A 19410-nucleotide genomic window follows, 5' to 3' on the forward strand; every position below is an offset into this window, starting at 1 on the left:
GCGTCGGGAGGCTTAAAATTGACACTCTAGGGGCTAAATCTGTATAATGAAGAGCTTTTTCGACGACTAACCTGAGAAAGCTTCCTAAGAGGGGAAACTGCCGTTATGAAATCTTGGACACACGAACAATGTCAGGTTCTGAGTGAATTCATCAAGGACCAGGCAAAAAACTTTGAATATGCATTCTTCACAAAGAGAATAAAGCGCAACCAGATCGTTTATTTGATGGGCGACCCGGCTAGCGAGCTTTATTGGATTCAGAAAGGACGGGTTCGAGTCTCCGTCATCAGTCTGGATGGAAAAGAAAAGACCGTCGAGATGATCCGCCAAAATGGTTTTTTTGGCGAGCTTTGCCTCTGCAATAATGGACGGAGAACAGACCAGGCTATTGCCTTCGAAGAATCCATCGTTGCCTCTATGAAAGCAAGAACCTTCTTCGAGCTGCTCTACAGCAAACCGGAGGTAGTCGGATGCTTCTTAACCTTCTTTTGCTCAAAGATCTCCGAGGCAAAAGAGCAGCTGGAAGTGTTATCTACGAACCATGAATCACAAAAATTTGCCAAACTGCTTTTAAAGCTTGGCAAGCAGAATGGCGATAAGAACGGAAGGCATCGAACCAGCCTTACACTGACTCAGGAGGAACTGGCAAGGCTCCTTGCAACCGATCGACCAGCCGTCACAGCTCTTCTAGGAAGATTTAAACGAGAAGGTCTGATCGACTACAAACGCCAACAAATCACCATTGACGAAACCAAGTTGATTCAGTTTCTCCTGCAGTAAAGCGACATTTCGTTGACCGTTTCCTGCTGCAGCATTATAATAACTCCCTATTTTTGTTTCACTTACTCGGAAGAGGTTGCACGCCGGTCGAAACGGGTGAATTCTTTAAGTCCGGTGTAGCCAATCCGCTCTTTTGAGGATCTTAAAAGATGAAGTTTTTCTTTTTCATTCTCCTCCTTGTGTCTTTTTCTACAGTCGCTTTGACGGCTGATCGTCTCCATTCGGACGAAGCCTTCGATGCCACAGTTGTTCGCGCAAATGAGCTTTTTCTAAATGCGGATTTCGATGCAGGCATCAGCCTGATTCGGGATCTAGAAAAATCAAGACCAAACAGCCCGGCCGTGTCATACTTCATGGCCAACGGCTACTGGTGGAAAATTTTTCGCTCTTATATCTATGACAAAGAAGCGAAAGAAACACCCTTCGACAAAGACTTCGATTTTTTTCTCAAGCAAACGATCGATCGCTCAGAGAGGCTTCTTGACAAGAACAGCCGCGATGTCACGGGGCTGTTCTATCTCGGGAACGCGTACTCACTGAAATCTCGCGTGAAGGGTTTGAGGGGGAGTTACTTCTCGGCAGGCAGAGATGCCGGAAAAGGCAAAAATCATTTAGAATTGCTGCTGAAAATCCAACCCGATCAGTACGATGCATTTTATAACGTGGGTGTTTATAACTATCTGGCCGGGACGCTTCCAGGATACGCCAAGGTTCTGAAAACATTGTTGTTTTTGCCGGGAGGAAGTAAAGAAAAAGGCCTCAATTACCTCAAGATTGCTTCCAAAAAATCGATGTACTTTGGCGATGAAGCCCGGTTGATTCTGGCCCGGTTTTACGGAGACTTCGAAGACCGGCCGCAGGAAGCGGTACAAATCGTTGAGGAATTTCACGCAAAGTATCCCCAAAACGCCTGGTATCACTACTGGCTTGGCACTTTGATTTCCGATGAAATCAATGACTACGACCGGGCAGAAACGATTTATGCTGAAATCCTAGAACGCTGCAAACAAGGAATGCCAAGTTACACTTCTGAAATTAAGAATCAGGCATGGTTAAAACTCGCAAGAGTGAAGAGCCGGCAGCTGTATCCGGAGGAAGCGATCGAGGAGATCAAGGTTTTGATTGCTCAGAAACCGAAACAACCTGCCTGGATTCTCCCGCGTACCTATTTGGAACTCGGGAGTATTTACGATCAAATCGGAATGAGAAAGGAAGCGAAAGACGCATACAATCAAGTGCTTTCTCTGCGTGATTATCGCAATTATCGTGAAGAGGCGCTCAAGAATCGCGATCGAGATTACAACCAGACACAAGCCAACATTTACCGCATGAATTTGGAAGGAAGGAGATTGGCCGCCGAAGGAAAATTCCAGGAGGCCGAAGCCTCTTTTCAAGCTGTTTTAAAGCGGTATCCGAACAACGATCTCACAAATTATTACATGGCTGAATTGTCCTATTTAAAGGGTTCCTACGAACAAGCGGAGCGCCAACTCCAAAGACTTCTAAGAAAGAACCCGAAAGAACCAAAATGGCTGGTTGCTGGAATTTATGTGAAGCTCGGTCAGATCTACGAAGCCAAAAAACAGGCGATCGCGGCTAGACGTTCCTACGAAAAAGCGCTGGTAACAAAATTTATTGCTTCGGATGATCGCAATACTGCAAAGCGAGGATTACGACAGATAGCTCAGGGCAAGAGTTAACAAGAGTTAAGATGAAGTTTCCCACCAAGGGGCTCTTAAGTGAAACGCCTTTCATAGAGTTACTGAAAGATGCCGCTGAATCCGGATTGACCGGAATGATTCGCCTGGAAAATGCGCCGACCATAAAAGTTACCTACTTTCAAAAAGGGACCATTTCCTTCGCCGCTTCAAATGACAAAGCGGACCGTTTGACTGAAGTGCTGAAACGCGCGGGCAAGCTCACTCCCGAACAAGTCCAGGACGCTCAAGCACGATTGAAACCGAACGTTTCGCTCGGGAAAACATTGTTGGAGCTTGGCTACATCAGCGCAAAAGACCTGTTGTGGGGCGCGCACGCGCAAGTAGACGGAATTATTCATGAACTGCTTTTCTGGAACCAGGGAAAATATCAGGTTCATGAAAGCGAGCTTCCGCAAGAAATGATCCACCTGAACCTGCCGGTAGCTTCTATGGTCTATAAGGGAATCATTAAAACGCAAAATCGTGAATGGATTCTGCAACACATTGGATCGCCGGAGGCTGTTTACGCCGTTGCATCGGATTTTGAGGAGCAGAATCGAACACTGAACTTGCCGGTGACTGAAGTGGTTTCCATGTTAAATGGGCAAATTTCACTGCATCAGGTCGCTGAGACATCTAATTTAGACACGTTTGAAATTTGCAAAACCGTTGTTGCGCTGGAGTACCTTGATCTGGTCAGGCCCATCATGGATGAACCATTAGAGTTGACATCGCCTGCTCCCGTCGGGGAAGCGCCTGTGCAAGTTCCAGTGGAGCCACCGGCGCCCGACTCCGCGGCGCAAGAGAATCGGGAGGATGTTTCTCCGGCTTCCGATGTGAGAGTGGAATCGCCGGAGCCCGCAGCGGAAATCTCCAAGCCTGAGCCTGCAAAAACCGAGACAATTCCTCCCGTAAAAGAAGAGGAAGAAAAGATCCCGGAACCAGAACCACCAGCAGAACTATCCTCCGAAGTGCAATCAGTATTTCAACCGATTCTCGAGGAGCCTGCGCTAGAGGGAGACGTGCCGATGCTAAGCATGGGGCAACCTGCGTCACCCGGAATCCGCTGGAAGAGACTTGCTACTATCTTATTAGTAGCGACGGCTGCTGCCCTTGCTGTGTTTTATTACGTTCAACGAAACGCTCAGAGCGTGACATCTTCGGCTTCACCTGTGGTGCGCCACAATCCGGTGAACTCTCCCGAGCCCGGTTTGGCTGAGCCGCCCGGAATCCCTGAAATGCCACCGGAAGGGCCACTCCGCCTCCTGCGTAATGGCAGGGTTGCCGATGCAGCGAATTCCTGGAATAGCACTCTGGCGAACGCGGCCCATGGTTACACCATCCAGCTGGTGATTGCCTGTCAGGCAAAGACCGTGGTAGACACGCACCGGATGCTGAACTATTCAAACGAAATTATCGTTCTGCCCGTAAACTACAAGAACCAGATTTGCCATCGCGTCCTGTTCGGTCAATTTTCATCCAAGAGCGAAGCACGAGACGCCGTCAAGACCTTGCCGAATATCTTCATCGAGCAAAGCTCTCCAGCAAGTGTTGTAGAGATTTCGAAAGTGATTTTCTGATGCGGTTCAACGCGTTGCTCTTTCTCCTTCTCATCTTCAGTGCGAGCACGCTGCATGCGGATATCATTCATTTGAAGAATGGCAAGAAGCTCGAGTGCACCGGCGCGCGGGAAGAAGGAAATGAAGTGAAATACACGATCGCCGGCGGAACCGTGTCAATTCCGAAATCCATGGTGATCCGGATCGAAAAATCGGAAAGCAAAAAACCGGAAACAGTCCCGCCATCAAAAATCACGCTCGCAGCTGAACCCACGCAGAAACAGATTCTGGAAGACACAAAAACAAAGGAACGTCTGGCGCGATTTTACACAGACCGGGGGATGGAGTTGGCCGAAAAAAAGGACTTTCACGGCGCGCTCGAACAATTTGAAAAAGCTTGTGACTATTACAAAAATGAAGCGACGACGTTGAACCTCGCCGTCGCCTACTACCTTCTAAAAGATGATTGGAACGCGGAGACGAATTTCCGTGAAGTATTACGAAGAAATCCGAACAATACGACCGCATTGAACTATCTGGCGGAAATGCACTGGCGCAAAGAAGAGCTGGATGTGGCCCGGGATTACTGGACGCGATCTCTAAGGGCAAATGAGGATCCGGAAATCCGCGAAAAACTAGCTAGACTCGAAAAAGAGAAGACCGCGTCCGCCGATTACAACAGCTCAGTGAGCAGCCATTTCCTCATCAGATATGACGGCGGACATGCCGAAAGCTCGGTAACCGCTGAGATCGCGGAGTTTCTTGAAGAAGCGTACCGCCAATTATCGCGGCAGTATGAGTTCTATCCTTCAGAACCCTTTGTGGTGATCCTTTATCCGCGGCAGCAGTATTTCAATGTGATGGATGTTCCCATGTGGTCAGCGGGAGCAAATGACGGCAAGATCAAGCTTCCCATAAAAGGGCTCAGCAGCATCAATGACGAGTTGAAAGGAGTTCTGGTACACGAGTTATCTCATTCCTTTGTTGATCTCAAGACGCTCAAGAACTGCCCGGGATGGCTGCACGAAGGACTTGCCAAATATTCAGAAGGAGAGCGCCTTTCGCAGCAAGGAAAACAGGGCCTGAAAACTTTGCTCACGTCTAATAGCCTTCCGCAATTCCGGAAACTGGAAGGAAGTTTTGCCTCAGTAAATGCGCAAACTGCAGCAATTCTCTACCTCCAATCGTTATCATTCATTGAATACCTCATCGATCGTCACCGGCTGTATCAGATGAACCAGCTCCTCGACCGGTTAGGAAAACAAGAAAGATTTTCTGAGGCATTTGAGGACGTCTATCTGGTCTCATTGGAAGACATGGAAAACCGCTGGCGGACTGATTTATCGCTGGAGTAGTGGCAGAGCATTTCCACATAATTTGTACAGATCCTAGATTCTCGAAAATACCAGCAACCTGCACTAGCAGACTTTACCTGAAGAAATGCTCTGCTTGCCTGGATGTCAGCAGAGCATTTTACGCGATAGGAATTTCGAGTAAGGTCAGGGTCTAGTTACCGAGCGTGAATAAACGCGCGATAATGAAAATGCTCTGCCACTACTGTTTCCTCTTAAAAAAACTGTCCAGAAGTCCTTTCTTTTGCGAAGCTGATTCCTCGGCATCGATCTGAGCAATCTGATCTTTGGCAACATCATTTTGGGGATCGATTTCCAGGACTTTCATGAAACATCTTTTTGCGCGCAGCTTGAGGGCCGAATTTCGATAGAGAAAGGCCAGATAGAGATGATTTTCGGCGTTTTCCGGTTCAATGTCGACAGCCCTTTGAAAACTATCTTCCGCTTCCTTTCGCCATTGATCATTTTTTGAAAGCGCAATTCCAAGATGCCGCCAGTATTTTGCAACATCAGGCGCGATCTGAGTTGCGGAGCGCAAGAACTGAACAGCTTCGAAAAAATTTCGGCTGGAATAAGATTTCTGCGCGCGCTGATAATAATCTTCTGCGACCTTTCCATGACTCTCCGGAACCGACATGGAGGGTTCTGACATTACGCTGGAGGGACTGATCCGCTTATCATCGAGGGAAGAAGTATCATAGATATGGCGGCTCTTCTGATTCTTTAGAGTCTCATAAGCGACATTGATTGTGGAGAAGATGATATCGATCTTTTCTTTTAGCACCGGATCTTCCAATCCGTAAAACCGGTCCGGGTGAAATTTTCGCGCCAGGCGATAGTAAGCGGTCTTTATCTGTGGCAGATCCGCTTTTGTTGTCACACCCAGTAAAGTGTAGTAGTCCTTATGAGAAAGACCCACATAGGTTTGATCAATCATCTCAATCTGCTTGCGAACATCGCTGGAAAAACTGTCCGCGTGATGAACGCGCGATTCCGACCCCTTACCGGGAACATAGGAAGGGTCCATACGTGGGAGCATACGGCCCAAATGGGTGGAATCCAGAATCCCGAACGACCAAAGCAGAAGAAGATTTTTCTTGGTTGTTTCCTCATCCGCCGGAACAGTCGGCACAATGTCTTGAATTGACTGCGAGTGTTCCAGACGCGAAAGGAGATAGCCTTGCTGCAATGTGATCTTCACTTTTGTGCTTCTTTCCAGGTAATCCGCAGAAAGTTGAAACGTTATATCATTACTCGACAAGAGTTCCTGGTAAAAAAAATTGGAGTTCAGAAGAGCAGCACAATCGGAAAATAATTCGGATAGACTGAAGAGAGGCTGCGACACGAGGAGAGGATCAGCTTTTAATTCGCATTTCTTTAGATCAGAAATGAAAAACTCCCCAAGGTGTTTCTTTACAACGTCCGCAAACGACGTTCTCAGTTCAGCGTTTTCCGATACCACCTTAAAGGCGTTCACTTTCTCTTGGGAAGAAGTCGTACTTCGAATCTTTGCGGCAACGTTCGTCATACCTGTTTGAGCGAGCCAGGATGCAGGAAACAGATCTCCCAGTTCCACAAACAAGACTTTATCGGTGTAGCAATAGAGGTACACACGGCCGGAATCAAGAAATAACGACAGCTGTGCGGAAAACTTTTGAATGGTGCTGAGAAGCCGGATTCCAATCAGGAGCTGCGAAATTCCTTTCATGTCGCTTTCATTTTAGCAGAGGTTCAAAGTTGCCGGAGAAGGTTGGTAAGCCGAATTCTGTCTCTGTTTTCGCAGAGGATGATCATTCATCTAGGAAATCCGTTGCCGGATTTCTCGAGCGATCTACCCGGTAACCATAATGAGACGGGCAATCTCGAAGTTACCATATTTGATCTTGCTCCATGTGGGGTTTACCCTGCCTTTTCTGTCACCAGAAAAGCGGTGCGCTCTTACCGCACCATTTCACCCTTACCACGATAACTCATGGCGGTATGTTTTCTGTGGCACTTTCCCTGGGATTGCTCCCGGTTCCTGTTAGGAACCACACTGCCCTGCGGAGTTCGGACTTTCCTCTGATCTTGCGGACCAGCGATCATCTTGCCTTCTCCGGTCACTTTGAACCTCTCACCCCCCCTTTATAAGATTGAAGATTGCAGATTACTGATTTCACATTTAAATCTGAAATCTAAAATCTGAAATCCTAAACGATTCCTTCTTTCTTGATTGCAATCTTATATTGTTCCAGTTTTTTGTACAAATTGCTGCGAGGAGTCTTAATTTTTTTTGCTGTTTTCGCAATATTCCAGTTATTCTGCTTCAATTTTTCCATCAGAAAAAGCTTCTCTGCAGTTTCTTTAAAATCCTTCAAAGTCTCCAACTGACCCAGGGAGATATCGAGTTCTCTTGTTTTCACTTCTCCCACCATTCCTGGAATGCTTGTCTCCAGATCCTGCAAAGTGATGACATTTCCCGAGCTCATCAAGAGTAAACGTTCTACCACATTTCTTAGCTCGCGGATGTTTCCTTTCCATGGCAAGGATTGGAATCGATCCAGCACTTCCTGTGAAAACTGTTTCGGCGCAAAATTATTTTCAATCGCATAATGATCAGCGAAATGCCTGACCAAAAGCGGAATATCCATTAAACGTTCACTCAAAGGTGGAACGTAAATCGGTATGACGTTCAGTCTGAAGAAAAGATCTGCGCGAAAACGCCCCCCTTCAATTTCCTCTTCAAGATGCTTGTTGGTGGCAGCAATAACGCGCACATTGACCACAACCAGTTTCGATCCGCCAACCTTTTCCAGTTCCCCCTGTTCCAGGACACGCAAGACTTTTGCCTGCGTGCGATGACTCATATCTCCGATTTCATCCAGGAAGATGGTTCCGCCATCGGCCTGCTCAAACTTCCCAATCTTTTTGTCAACAGCTCCGGTAAAAGATCCCTTTTCATGACCAAACAGCTCGCTTTCAATCAGCTCTTCGGGAATCGCCGCACAATTGACCTTCACAAAAGGCTTATCTGCCCGGGTACTATTCTTGTATATTGCCCGGGCAATCAGTTCTTTGCCGGTGCCGCTCTCCCCGCGAATCAAGACCGTTGAATTGGAGGGAGCTGCTTTTGCAATCGCTTCGCGGAGTCGCTTCATTGCATCGCTTTCGCCGATCATCTGAAACCGTTCTTCCACCTGAAGCTTTAGCTCGCGGTATTCCTCCATGAGCTTTTTTCTTTCCAGAGCATTACGCAACACAACGAGGAGTTTTTCCCGTTCGAGCGGCTTCTCCAGAAAATCGAAAGCGCCCCGCTTGATAAAATCCACTGCCGTGCTAACTGATGCATGGCCCGATATGATAATCACCGGGGAGACCAGACCTTTTTTCTTCAAGATGTCAAAGACCTCACCGCCGTCCATATTTGGCATCTTGATATCCAGAAAAATGACATCCGGATGCTCCTCATCAATGATTCGAATCCCGTCCGGACCGTTCAAAGCCGAAATATACCGGTAGCCTTCGTATTCGAGGATCATTTTGAGCGTGGATTGAATATCCGGCTCATCGTCAATTACGAGAATTTTTGGCTTTGGCATTCAGTCACCTAAAAAGGACACTCAAAATATAGTAAGAGGAGAAAGCGGTGTCAAATGAAGAGCTTAGGGGACTTGAAGGGTGACGACCAGGTAGCTTCCGAAACGGTAAATGTACAGCAAGAAAATCTCCCCTTTTTTTGCTTCGGCGATAACCTTCTCCAGAGCGGCCGCATCAGCGACCGGTTTTTTGTTGGCTTCGAGAATGATGTCGCCGGTTCTCAGGCCTGCAATATCGGCGGCGCGACCGGATTGAATGTGCTGAATTACCACGCCTTTCTCATGATCCGGTTGCAACACAGGGTGAGCCGCTTGCAAGTTTTCGATTTTCCAACCGACCCGGTCTGATTCCTTTTTCTGTAGCGGAATTTCTGGAGCTTTTGCTTCAACAAGATCTCTTTCCATGAGCTCCGAAAGGATTTCCAAACTTTCTTGATCGCGAAGAACTCGTAGTCTTATTTTCCGTCCTGGTGGAGTCTCAGCAACATAGCGGCGGAACTGATCTTCTGTTTGGACCTTTTTTCCATCGAATTCCACAATCACATCGTAGCGTTTCAAACCTGCTTTAGCAGCCGGCGTATCCCGCTGAACCGAAGAAATGATGACACCCTCTTTCTGCGACAAGCCGAGGGCTGTTTGCAAATCAGGAGTTATATCTTGCGGCACCAATCCTAAGAATCCGCGCCGAACTTTACCCTTTTCCATCAACTGCGGCAGAATCTCTTTTGCCATGTTAATGGGAATCGAAAAACCAATTCCGGTTCCCTGAGAGCTGATCAAGGTATTAATCCCGATTACTTCCCCCTTCACGTTGAGCAACGGACCACCCGAATTTCCAAAATTAATTGCGGCATCAGTCTGAATGAAATTATCAAAAATCGTGGTTCCTAGTTTTCGATTTAAAGCGCTGATAACACCAACCGTGACCGTGTGATCGTAAACAAAAGGATTTCCGATCGCCATGACCAGCTGTCCGGGACGCAACCGGTCCGAATCTCCCATCGGAGCGGCGGGAAGTGGATTCTCCGAATCCACTTTGATCAGAGCCAGATCCGTTTCACGATCCTGACCGATCAGTTTTGCAATAAACTGCCGGTTATCGGAGAGTTTTACCTCTATTTTTGCAGCCGAATCGATGACATGGCTGCTCGTCAGAATATAGCCCTCCGGATTGATGATCACTCCGGATCCAAAACCAAATGGACTCTCGTCCTGTTCCTCTTCTTGTAATTCTTCCCGCTCTTCGGCGACCTCCGGTCCTACACAACTGATGTGAACGACGGAAGGATTCACATGTTCGGCAATTTCCGCAAAAGCATCCGATAGATCCATCAGCTCCCTACGCGTTTCCAGCGGAGCATCGCTCGCTGTAATCCGAGAACTTCCGATAAAAATGCCTAAAGCCAAACAGATGACGCCGCATAGTCCAGCCGCCATGAACACCCGCGGAGATTGCATTGCATCATTTCACCATAACCGGAAAAAGAATGCAAAAAAATATGAGTAGCACAGGCGTCTCGCCTGTGAAGTTCCACACAGCCGGGACGCCTGTGCTACTTTGTACATGATACAATTTCTTTTTTGCATGATCTTCCATAAGTTCTCTCTTTTCCTTTTTTTGATACTTCTTCCTCCTGTCTGTATGGCAGCGGTTCAGGTGGAGAAGGTTACCATCGGATTAGACGGTTACGTTCGCGCCGAGAGATGGGTTCCTGTTGTTTTTCAAATCCGAAATGCCGGCGAACGATTCCAGGGCAAGATCCAGGTCCGAAAAGGAAATACAACTTTCGAAAAATCTCTCGATCTGGGAGAAACCACGCGGAAAAGAGTTGAGATTCTATACTACCATTCCAGCTATTACGAAAGCCTGAGTTATGTCATCTATGACAATGCCGGAAACAAGGTTCTGGAAGCGAATCTGGATCCACGCGCTCTCAATCATCGAGATAACCTGCTTTTGGTGATTTCAGCCGATGAATACAATCATCAATTTCTAAACGGTCAGGAAAATCCCTGGGGTGGGAAAAGTTTTGTGGTCTACTACAGACCGCAAGATCTGTTTGCCGAATGGATGGCATACGCGACAGCGGACGGAATTGCCGTTGGATCCCTATCGCCGGCGCAGTTGCTACCGGCTCAATGGAAATCGATTGTGCAACACGTGGCCTCCGGTGGAGTTCTTATTTGTTCAGCGGCCACGGACCTCGCCATTTTAAAAGATCCATTGATCCGGGACCATTTGCCGGAGATCTATCCCGAACTAAATCAAATCTCCACCGGAGATTTTCTCGCACGCTCCTGGATAAGAAAAACGACCGAACCCTTCCCTACGCTTGAAATTCCGGCTCAAACCGTTAGAACGCGTCCCAGTGACCGGGATCTCGTCATGCTCTCCCAGGAAAACAGTCTCATCACATCATCGCCCTTCTATAAGGGGAGCATCACCTACTTTGCTTTCGATTACTCCCAGTTCCCAGAAAACCTTCGCAATATTTTCGCGCGCTTCTGGACCGCTATCGTATATCCAACAACTCCCACCGGTGACCCGGTGTTTCAACAAAGATTTCGACAGAAACTGGATGAAAACCCGCGCGTTCAAAAAGATCTCTACAATATTCCCGGTTTAAAACTTCCCGATTTCAAATGGTTCGCCCTCTTTTTCTTCATCTACATTTGCGCGATAGGACCTTTTCAATACTTGATCTTGAAGTTTCTAAGGAAGAGCTCACTACTCTGGTTCTCTTTTCCGGCAATTATTCTTTTATTTACTTTTGCATCTTTTGGCTACACAAAGTACAGACAAGCGGGCCGCGGCAAAATCACGAACGTCGGGGTAATCGAAGTTTTTCCCGGATTGAAGCAGCAAACCGTGTATCAAGTTTATGGCGCGGTTATGTCCGAATCTGGTACCTTCGATTTTCAATCCAGTTCCGAAAGCAGCTATTTGCGGAAAACTGCATTTCAATCGTTCAACTATCAGCCGGAGCCTTTTGTTCTTTCGGAAGATTTGCCGCGCCAACTTCTCGGAGAGAGCATGAAACGGTGGACCTTCCGGTCTTTTGACGCTTTTGATTTGCAAACCGTCTATTTGAATCTCAACCTGAAGTTCAGTCTTAATTCCAAGGAGGTGCATGGCGAAATTCTGAATGGAACGAACTACGACATAGAAGAATCCTTTTTTCTATACGATAGCCGGAACGCCGCGGCACTCGGAACTGTGAAAGCAGGGTCCACAAAATCCTTTTCCTTCCCGCTCAAAAGCGATCGCTATCCGCCTTTTGCGGAAAGACATCTTCGCGACCTACTTCATTTGTATTCATCCTCTTTTTCAAATCCTCATTTTTTCTTCGGAGAAATCCGTGACGCAAAAGGAGAGCTGATCGTAAATGGCCGGGGACGCAAAACAGAATCAACGATCTACATAGCGGTATATGCCGATTCGGCTGATGCCATTGTGTTGAATCCGTGGCTGCCGACTGTCACGTATTGAGGTAGCGATGATTGAACTTGAAAATGTGACCAAGTATTTCGGACCTTTGAAAGCCGTCGATTCTCTGAATCTTCAGATTCGGGAAGGAGAAATTTTCGGATTTATCGGACCCAATGGAGCTGGCAAAACAACGACGATTCGAATGCTCGCAACTCTACTGAGACCCACCACGGGAAAAATCCGGATCGCGGGCATTGATCCTGAAGTGGAACCGGGCGAAGTGCGAAAAATTATCGGATATATGCCGGATCAATTCGGCGTCTATCCGGATCTTGTTGTCTGGGAATATCTGGATTTTTTTGGCGCTGCTTATCAAATTTCACGCGGCAGGCGGCCCCGCTTGATCGATGATGTGCTGGAGCTGACGGACCTTACGGGCAAAAAGAATGAACTCGTTGAATCGCTTTCTCGCGGCATGAAACAAAGATTGTGTCTCGCCAAAACGCTGCTTCACGATCCCGCATTGTTACTGCTCGACGAGCCTGCATCGGGTCTCGACCCGCGGGCGCGTATTGAAATCAGAGAACTGTTAAAGGAACTCAAGAAGATGAACAAGACGATCCTGATCTCGTCACATATTCTTGCGGAGCTCTCAGATTTTTGCACATCCATCGGGATTATCGAACGCGGCCAGCTCGTCATTTCGGGAAGCATCACGGATATTGAAGCCCGGATTAACCTTGCGCGGCAGTATCGCCTGACTGCCATTGATCCGTTGGAAACGATCGAAGCCTTCTTAAAAAACATGGGAATTGATCAGGTAAACCGGAATTCCGATTCCCTTGAATTTTCCTGCACGAAAAGTGATGAGGAAATTGCATCCATTCTGCAAACTCTCGTGCGTGAGAATTTCCGGATTACCTCGTTTCAACCGGTAACAGCGAACCTGGAAGATCTATTCATGAAAATTACCCGCGGAGAAGTTGCATGAAGGACCTGCTGGTAAATCCACTGGTGATAAAACAGCTCCGCGAAGAAATGAGATCCCGAAAAATCTTTTTCCTGGTTCCCGTTTACATTGCAATCCTCTCCTCAATCGCGCTCATCGCAGTTGGTTCGAGCACATCTTCCACTTTTAATCCGGTAACACTTTCCAGCGACGCTAAAGTGACTCTCTTTTCTTTCGTGGTTGCCGTTTCTATCCTGCTTGGCCTGATCGCTTTGATCCTTGGCGCTGCCAGTTTTACAACAGAAAAAGAAAGAAGCACTTATGAACTGCTGGAATTGACTCCGCTCTCCTATATTCAGCTTGTGCTCGGAAAATTCTTGCACTCTTTTATCATTATCGGCCTCATCCTATTTTCTTCATTGCCCATATTCTCAACGCTCTTTTTCATGGGCGGATTAACTTATCTGGACCTTGTGCTTCCCCTTCTGTACCTCATCCTTTTCTTTGGAGTGGTAATCCTTGCGGCGATCTGTATTTCGATAGGCTCAAACCGAACGATCATCGGGATCATACTTTCACTGCTTGTGGGTTTTGTCTCTTACATTTCGCTGGCGATCTTAGGCGGCAGCGCTTATCGCGAGCCGGCTGATGTTGGATACGCCGTGCTTTCTCCGTGGCTCGTTATCTGGAGGCAAATCTTTGCCCCTGTACCGTTGAAGATTTGGGGTGTAGACGTGCCGGTCTGGACGATTTATTGCACCCTTTACATCCTGATCGGATGTCTCTTCGTCGCGTGGGGGCATAATGCTCTCGACACGCGTAAACTGCAAAGAAATCCCCGCGCGCGCATCATCGGTTTGGCTCTCATCAATCTTTACACCGCAACCGGAATCCTCTGTTTGAATTCGTATCGTCCCTTCACTGCAAAACAGGTCGAGGATCAGTACCAGATTCTCTTTGCAGCCTTAATGGTAACGCTCCCCTTCTTTGTTATGGGAGTTTTTACGGAACAGGATGAAAAACGATTTCGACAAAAACCGCTTCGGCAGACGCTTCACCTTAAAAACTTGTTTCTTAATCATCCGGCCACCGGCCCATTTTATTTATTGATCGTACTTACAAGCATTTCTCTCAATATAGTTCTGTGCACCGCCGTGCCTCCAACGGTTGTATTCCGAGCGCTCTTTATTCTGTTGCTCTGGATTTTTCCCTGGTTGCTGTTCTTCATTGCCATGAGACTGTCTGGAGTTCAGGCCCGCGGAATTTTTGTCTCCTACATTCTGGGGGTTTTGCTCGTGATACTTGCTTCTGCTTTTTATCATTCCGGAAAATCTGCGACCACCATCTTCGATTTCTTTCTGGTTACTCCGATCCTGGTTGCCGTTTACATAGCAAGTCTCGCATTTTTTACGATTGCCAGTCTGCGCGCCTCAAAGCATTTGCGCCAGGCGGGCTAAGTATGTATTGTTAAGCCCATGGAGCAAAATAAGATTTCGCGTCTGCTCCGTAACGTCAGAACTCTTCAGCTCCTCTCGCTGCTTACACAGTGCCTCGTGCTCGTTTCTTGCGCATATCTGATCTGGAGATTAGCGAATCTAATTGCAGAAAAGTATTTGTGGTACACTCCCTTTGTTCTCTGGATCAGCGCAGGAATGCTCCTCTTATTTTTCTTCAGCAGATCCATCGCATGGTTCGTTTCCAGGAACGACAACGTTAACGCAGCCGCGATCGACCGCCTCTATTCTTTGAAAGAACGTCTCACAACTTACGTTGAATTGCGAAGGAGCAGCCATCCCTTCCTCGAACCACTTGTGCGCGAGACCTTGCCAAAGCTCGACGCCGTGTCCTCGTTTCGCGTTGCCGGAATTCGATCTGCTACTCTCCTTCCTCTCCTATTGTTGGCATTTCTGACAGCATCACTATTGATTGTTCCATTTCTGCCTGTACCCAACAAGGTGATCGTACAAAAAACAGAGCGAACAAGGATTGTCACCGGCGCAAAAGAAATGGAAGAAACGATTCACCGGCTGCAGCAGAATCAAAAGCTCAATCCTGAAACGAAAAAACTATTTCAAGAATTCAAGAAAATTGCTCAGGATCTTCAGAAGCCCCAAACTGATAAGGCCCAGGCCCTAAAAAAGTTGAATGCACTGGAGGAGAAGCTGAAAAAATCCAATGCGCAGAATCAACAAAAACTTGGCAAAGATCTCGAAAAAGCATGGCAAGATGCGGCGCAACCGGAAGCAAAAGGTGATGGTTTGACAGCAGAGCAAAAAGCGGAGCTCGAACAGCTAGCGAAAGATTTTCAGAACGCTCTCCAGGGAAAGGAACCGTCCGGCGGAATCGACCGGCGGAATCTGAACACGGAAAACATGAGCGGCAAAGACCTTCAGGCTTTGAAGGACGCTTTAAAAAAATATCAAAACCAGAAATCCCAGGCTGAACAAATGCGCGCGGAGTTGCAAAAAGCCGTGGGGCAAGCGCAAAAGGGAGTCTCTACTGGAAAGAGACAATTTACAACGGATAGCCGGCTGAAAGACCGTGATGTCGAAAAAGGAAAAGGGGGAGTCGAAGATGGCGCAGGAACCACAAACAAAGATACGGGCCCCTCTCGCTTCGACACAACCAAGAAAGGAACAGGCGAGTACGTAGAGGATCGAACGAAAGCCGAATACGAACGCTTGTACGAAGGCCAGCGCGAAAATGCCGGCAAAGACCCGCTTTACCTGGAGAGTCAATGGGATGAAAATGGAAATCCGCAGTACACAAGAGTGCGCAACTTTGGTTTGGATAAGGACTCCACTCTAAAAAATGGAGCGCTGCAACCCTCCGGGCAAAATCAAAATGAATCAGCCGTTCGTAAGGAGCGCGTTCCTCCCTCCTATCAGCAAATCGTCAAAAAATACTTTGAAAATATCGAGTAGCAATCTTCAAAACTTGACGTCTTGGCGCCTTGGCGGTTCAAAATGATCGAAGAGAAAGCTGAACAGTTCCGTCATACCTATAGATCCATTCGCAAGCAGATTCAAAAGCGAATGGTAGGTCTGGAAGAAGTCATAGATCGCGCGATTGGCGCGCTCTTCCTGGGCGGCCATGTTTTGCTGGAAGGTGTGCCCGGACTGGGCAAAACGCTTCTCGTGCGAAGCCTTGCGGAAAGCGTCGATCTGAATTATTCGCGCATTCAATTTACGCCCGATTTGATGCCGGCCGATATCATCGGAACGAACATTCTCCTGCAAAGTGCGGAAGGCCAAAAAGCATTTCGTTTTCAGAAAGGTCCTCTATTCACTCACGTCTTGCTTGCCGACGAAATCAATCGTGCAACACCGAAAACCCAATCTGCGCTGCTGGAAGCCATGCAGGAACATGGAATCACCGTGTCAGGACAAAGGTACCAGCTGGAAGAACCATTCATCGTGCTCGCCACGCAAAATCCGATCGAAATGGAAGGTACTTATCCTTTGCCGGAAGCCCAGCTCGATCGTTTTCTCTACAAAGTTCTGGTCCCTTATCCAGCTGAAGAGGAATTGTTAACGATTCTGAACCGCACAACCACGGAAGAAGTGATTCGATTGGAACCGGTCGTGGGACGTGAAAAAATACGCGAGTTTGCCAGTCTCATCTATCAGGTTCCGGCCGCTGAAAATGCTTTGAAGTTCGCCGCTCAGCTGACTCTTAAAACTCATCCGGAACATCCACAAGCGCCCGATTTTATTCGCAAGTATGTTCGCTATGGTTCCAGCCCCCGCGGCGCTCAGGCACTCATCCTGTCTGCAAAAATCTCCGCGCTCCTTCAAGGGCGTTTCAATGTCGCCATTGAAGATATCACCGAAGCAGCACTTCCGTCCTTACGGCACCGCATCCTATTAAATATTGAAGGCCAGGCCGAAAACATTTCAACAGATTTCCTGATTACGGAACTCTTAAAGTCTAAATGAGATGGCTGCACGTGGATTTCTCCTCCTTAAGAAGGGGGAGACTAAGAGGGGGTTGGAGAAATGAGACTCCTCACCCGTGAGCTCCTGGCTCAATTGGAACAAGTGCACATACCCTCACGGAGAAGGCTGCGATATCACCATCGTGGCGAACGCGCCAGCATGAGAAAAGGATCGAGTCTCGAATTTTCCGACTATCGTGAGTACCTTCCAGGTGACGACATCCGAAGCATCGATTGGAATGTGTATGCTCGGACCGACCGCTTATTCCTGAAGCTCTTTTTGGAAGATGAAAGCAAACCGGTCTATTTCGTTCTGGATGCAAGTGAATCGATGAATTTTGGAGAACCCACAAAGTATGAATACTGCAAAGCATTCGCTGCAGCACTCAGTTATGTCTCTTTGATCAACTACGATAAGCCCCGCATCCTTCTGGTTCAAAATAATTCATTTCGCGCCATCACCATTTCGTCGTTGCCACAATTCTTCCCGGTCGTTCAACAGATGGAACAGTTAGAAACGGGTGGTCCAACACAATGGAGTGCTGCACTTAAGAAAATAGCGCTGTCTGCTTTCCCGAAAGGAATCTACTTTCTAATGTCCGACTTTTATTCGCTGGACGGTTGGGACGGAATGAAACTTTTAGCCGCTGCCGGAAACGAGCTGCATTGTTTGCAGGTGCTGACCGAAGAGGAGATGGAGCCCACGCTTCGGGGTGATTTGCGTTTGTTAGATTCTGAGACGAATGCAGATTCAGAAGTCTCGATTACGCCTTCCGTGCTCAAAAGGTACAAAACAAGATTAAGCCAGATGCAGGAAACTTTGAAACAAACTGCGTTTCGCAGCTTTGCTTCATTCTACATTATTCGAACCTCAACTCCTTTATCTTTGCTGGTTCTGCAAAATCTCCGTAAAACCGGAGTTCTGGCGTGATGGTGCTAAACATTTTTCACCAGCTTCATGACTCGCTGCAGGCTTGATTTCAGAGCTTCCTCACGAATGTGTTGCTTCTGTATTTCCTTTAGAGCGGCACGCAAATCTCCAGACCATTCGGACCCCGTGGTGTACGCTGTTTGTTGCACGGATTCTAATGGACCAGGATCATAACCGTTTGCGCATAACTCAGAGATCAGTGTTTCGATGAATTCATAGATCGCTTCAGATGATTCGAAAGTGTCTTTACTGGATACCATTGGTTTAAGGTCCAAACAGGATCCGGGTTACAAATAAAGCGGCCAGACTCGCAAAGAAAAATTTACCGGGCCAGCTCCATTTGCGTCCGAGGGCGACATTAAACAACGAAAAGCAGCCGAGAAAAAGAAAAAGCGCAAGGACACTCGCTCGCATCGCCAGGTTTTTGGATGGCATTACAGAGCCGGACAGGAAATGGTAGATGCCGATGATCGCCAGAACAGAACCCAGGAGGCCGAAAAACAAACGGGCAATCAGCTGAATGCGCTTCGAATTGCTGAGACGACCAAAAACCATCTCACCGAACAGACCGCGCAAAATCTCATCAATCATAGAATTTAAATTCTACCCTACCTGTATCCTGTCACATCAGCTGGTTTACCTGGATCCTGAACCTCAACCATGTAGCGCCAACAGTCGGGCTGTGAACCGTCAAGATCGGTGAAGCCATAAACTTTTGCGAGCTGGCCGCTCGAAAGAGAATTACCACTCCAGCGTGCAACTTCAGGATCTCCCGCGAGGTGCGCGACGGCTCGGCCAATGTAACGTGGCGTTTCAGTGATTGCGAAGTGCGGTTGCTTCGCGATCGCATCGCGCCAGTTGGCCTCAGTGACACCGTAGTTATCCAGCATCATCTCCGAACGCAGCCAGCCGGGAGTCAGAACAACGGCCGTGCAATGGTGGGGCCGCAGTTCTTGCGCCAGCGCCCAGGCCATGCGAATAATCGAGGTCTTGGCCAGATCATAGAACAGCGACAACCGGTAATTTGCATTGTTGTATTCGGCAGTACCGTCCGTTACTTCGACAACCAGTCCGCCCGGAGACTTGATCAGGAGCGCTAGCGCGAAGTGGCTCGTGATGATGTGCGTATCGATTGCGAGCCGCAACATGTGCAGCCCACCCGCAAGTGAATGCTCCCACACTGGCACATTCCACTCA

The 19410-nt window shown here is 47.8% G+C and carries 16 protein-coding genes and 1 other RNA gene; 10 read left to right on the top strand and 7 right to left on the bottom strand.

Annotation, left to right across the window (positions count from 1 at the left end; genetic code table 11):
- The first annotated feature begins 105 nt into the window (after window positions 1-105).
- The 4 genes from L0156_24350 (at window position 106) to L0156_24365 (ending at window position 5394) form a co-directional block, all read left to right on the top strand.
- Window positions 106-780, top strand: coding sequence for a Crp/Fnr family transcriptional regulator (locus L0156_24350; protein ID MCI0606131.1), 675 nt, complete (start codon window positions 106-108; stop codon window positions 778-780).
- Window positions 781-929: 149 nt separating this feature from the next.
- Window positions 930-2480: a tetratricopeptide repeat protein gene (locus tag L0156_24355; GenBank protein MCI0606132.1), complete on the top strand. Its 1551-nt coding sequence runs from the start codon at window positions 930-932 to the stop codon at window positions 2478-2480.
- Between the two features lie 11 nt (window positions 2481-2491).
- Complete coding sequence (locus L0156_24360) at window positions 2492-4060, top strand: SPOR domain-containing protein (protein ID MCI0606133.1); 1569 nt, start codon at window positions 2492-2494, stop codon at window positions 4058-4060.
- Complete coding sequence (locus L0156_24365; GenBank protein ID MCI0606134.1) at window positions 4060-5394, top strand: hypothetical protein; 1335 nt, start codon at window positions 4060-4062, stop codon at window positions 5392-5394. Before L0156_24360 ends, L0156_24365 begins: the two co-directional genes overlap by 1 nt.
- Window positions 5395-5593: 199 nt before the next feature.
- On the opposite strand, the gene L0156_24370 is transcribed toward L0156_24365, so the two are convergent.
- The 4 genes from L0156_24370 to L0156_24385 all read right to left on the bottom strand — a co-directional run bounded on the left by L0156_24370 (window position 5594) and on the right by L0156_24385 (window position 10424).
- Entirely contained in the window at window positions 5594-7099 is a 1506-nt protein-coding gene (locus L0156_24370) for a DnaJ domain-containing protein (GenBank protein ID MCI0606135.1), read from the bottom strand.
- A gap of 30 nt (window positions 7100-7129) precedes the next feature.
- An RNA gene (gene rnpB, locus L0156_24375) (RNase P RNA component class A) lies at window positions 7130-7488 on the bottom strand.
- Between the two features lie 92 nt (window positions 7489-7580).
- Entirely contained in the window at window positions 7581-8969 is a 1389-nt protein-coding gene (locus tag L0156_24380) for a sigma-54 dependent transcriptional regulator (GenBank protein MCI0606136.1), read from the bottom strand.
- Window positions 8970-9032: 63 nt separating this feature from the next.
- Window positions 9033-10424, bottom strand: a complete 1392-nt coding sequence (locus L0156_24385) for a Do family serine endopeptidase (protein MCI0606137.1) — start codon at window positions 10422-10424, stop codon at window positions 9033-9035.
- 184 nt (window positions 10425-10608) lie between these two features.
- Between L0156_24385 and L0156_24390 the strand changes: the two genes are divergently transcribed.
- The 6 genes from L0156_24390 to L0156_24415 are packed head-to-tail and all read left to right on the top strand — an operon-like array spanning window position 10609 to window position 18213.
- Window positions 10609-12456, top strand: coding sequence for a hypothetical protein (locus L0156_24390; protein ID MCI0606138.1), 1848 nt, complete (start codon window positions 10609-10611; stop codon window positions 12454-12456).
- A 7-nt stretch (window positions 12457-12463) separates the two neighbouring features.
- The gene (locus L0156_24395) at window positions 12464-13387 is read left to right on the top strand and encodes an ABC transporter ATP-binding protein (protein ID MCI0606139.1); all 924 of its coding nucleotides are present in this window, start codon (window positions 12464-12466) and stop codon (window positions 13385-13387) included.
- On the top strand, window positions 13384-14802 hold the full coding sequence (locus L0156_24400) for an ABC transporter permease (protein MCI0606140.1): 1419 nt from the start codon (window positions 13384-13386) through the stop codon (window positions 14800-14802). Before L0156_24395 ends, L0156_24400 begins: the two co-directional genes overlap by 4 nt.
- A gap of 18 nt (window positions 14803-14820) precedes the next feature.
- A complete protein-coding gene (locus L0156_24405; GenBank protein ID MCI0606141.1) occupies window positions 14821-16269 on the top strand; it encodes a hypothetical protein in 1449 nt (482 codons plus the stop codon).
- Window positions 16270-16311: 42 nt separating this feature from the next.
- On the top strand, window positions 16312-17283 hold the full coding sequence (locus tag L0156_24410) for an AAA family ATPase (GenBank protein ID MCI0606142.1): 972 nt from the start codon (window positions 16312-16314) through the stop codon (window positions 17281-17283).
- 60 nt (window positions 17284-17343) lie between these two features.
- On the top strand, window positions 17344-18213 hold the full coding sequence (locus L0156_24415; GenBank protein MCI0606143.1) for a DUF58 domain-containing protein: 870 nt from the start codon (window positions 17344-17346) through the stop codon (window positions 18211-18213).
- Between the two features lie 5 nt (window positions 18214-18218).
- Here L0156_24415 and L0156_24420 read toward each other — a convergent pair whose 3' ends face one another.
- The 3 genes from L0156_24420 to L0156_24430 all read right to left on the bottom strand — a co-directional run.
- Window positions 18219-18473 (bottom strand): hypothetical protein, encoded by a 255-nt coding sequence (locus L0156_24420; protein MCI0606144.1) that lies wholly within the window; start codon window positions 18471-18473, stop codon window positions 18219-18221.
- Between the two features lie 4 nt (window positions 18474-18477).
- Window positions 18478-18804, bottom strand: coding sequence for a hypothetical protein (locus L0156_24425; GenBank protein MCI0606145.1), 327 nt, complete (start codon window positions 18802-18804; stop codon window positions 18478-18480).
- Window positions 18805-18821: 17 nt separating this feature from the next.
- Window positions 18822-19410 (bottom strand): short-chain dehydrogenase (locus L0156_24430; GenBank protein MCI0606146.1); only part of this gene is annotated, 589 nt, incomplete at its 5' end.

Source organism: bacterium, from assembly GCA_022616075.1.
Taxonomy (GTDB): Bacteria; Acidobacteriota; HRBIN11; order JAKEFK01; family JAKEFK01; genus JAKEFK01.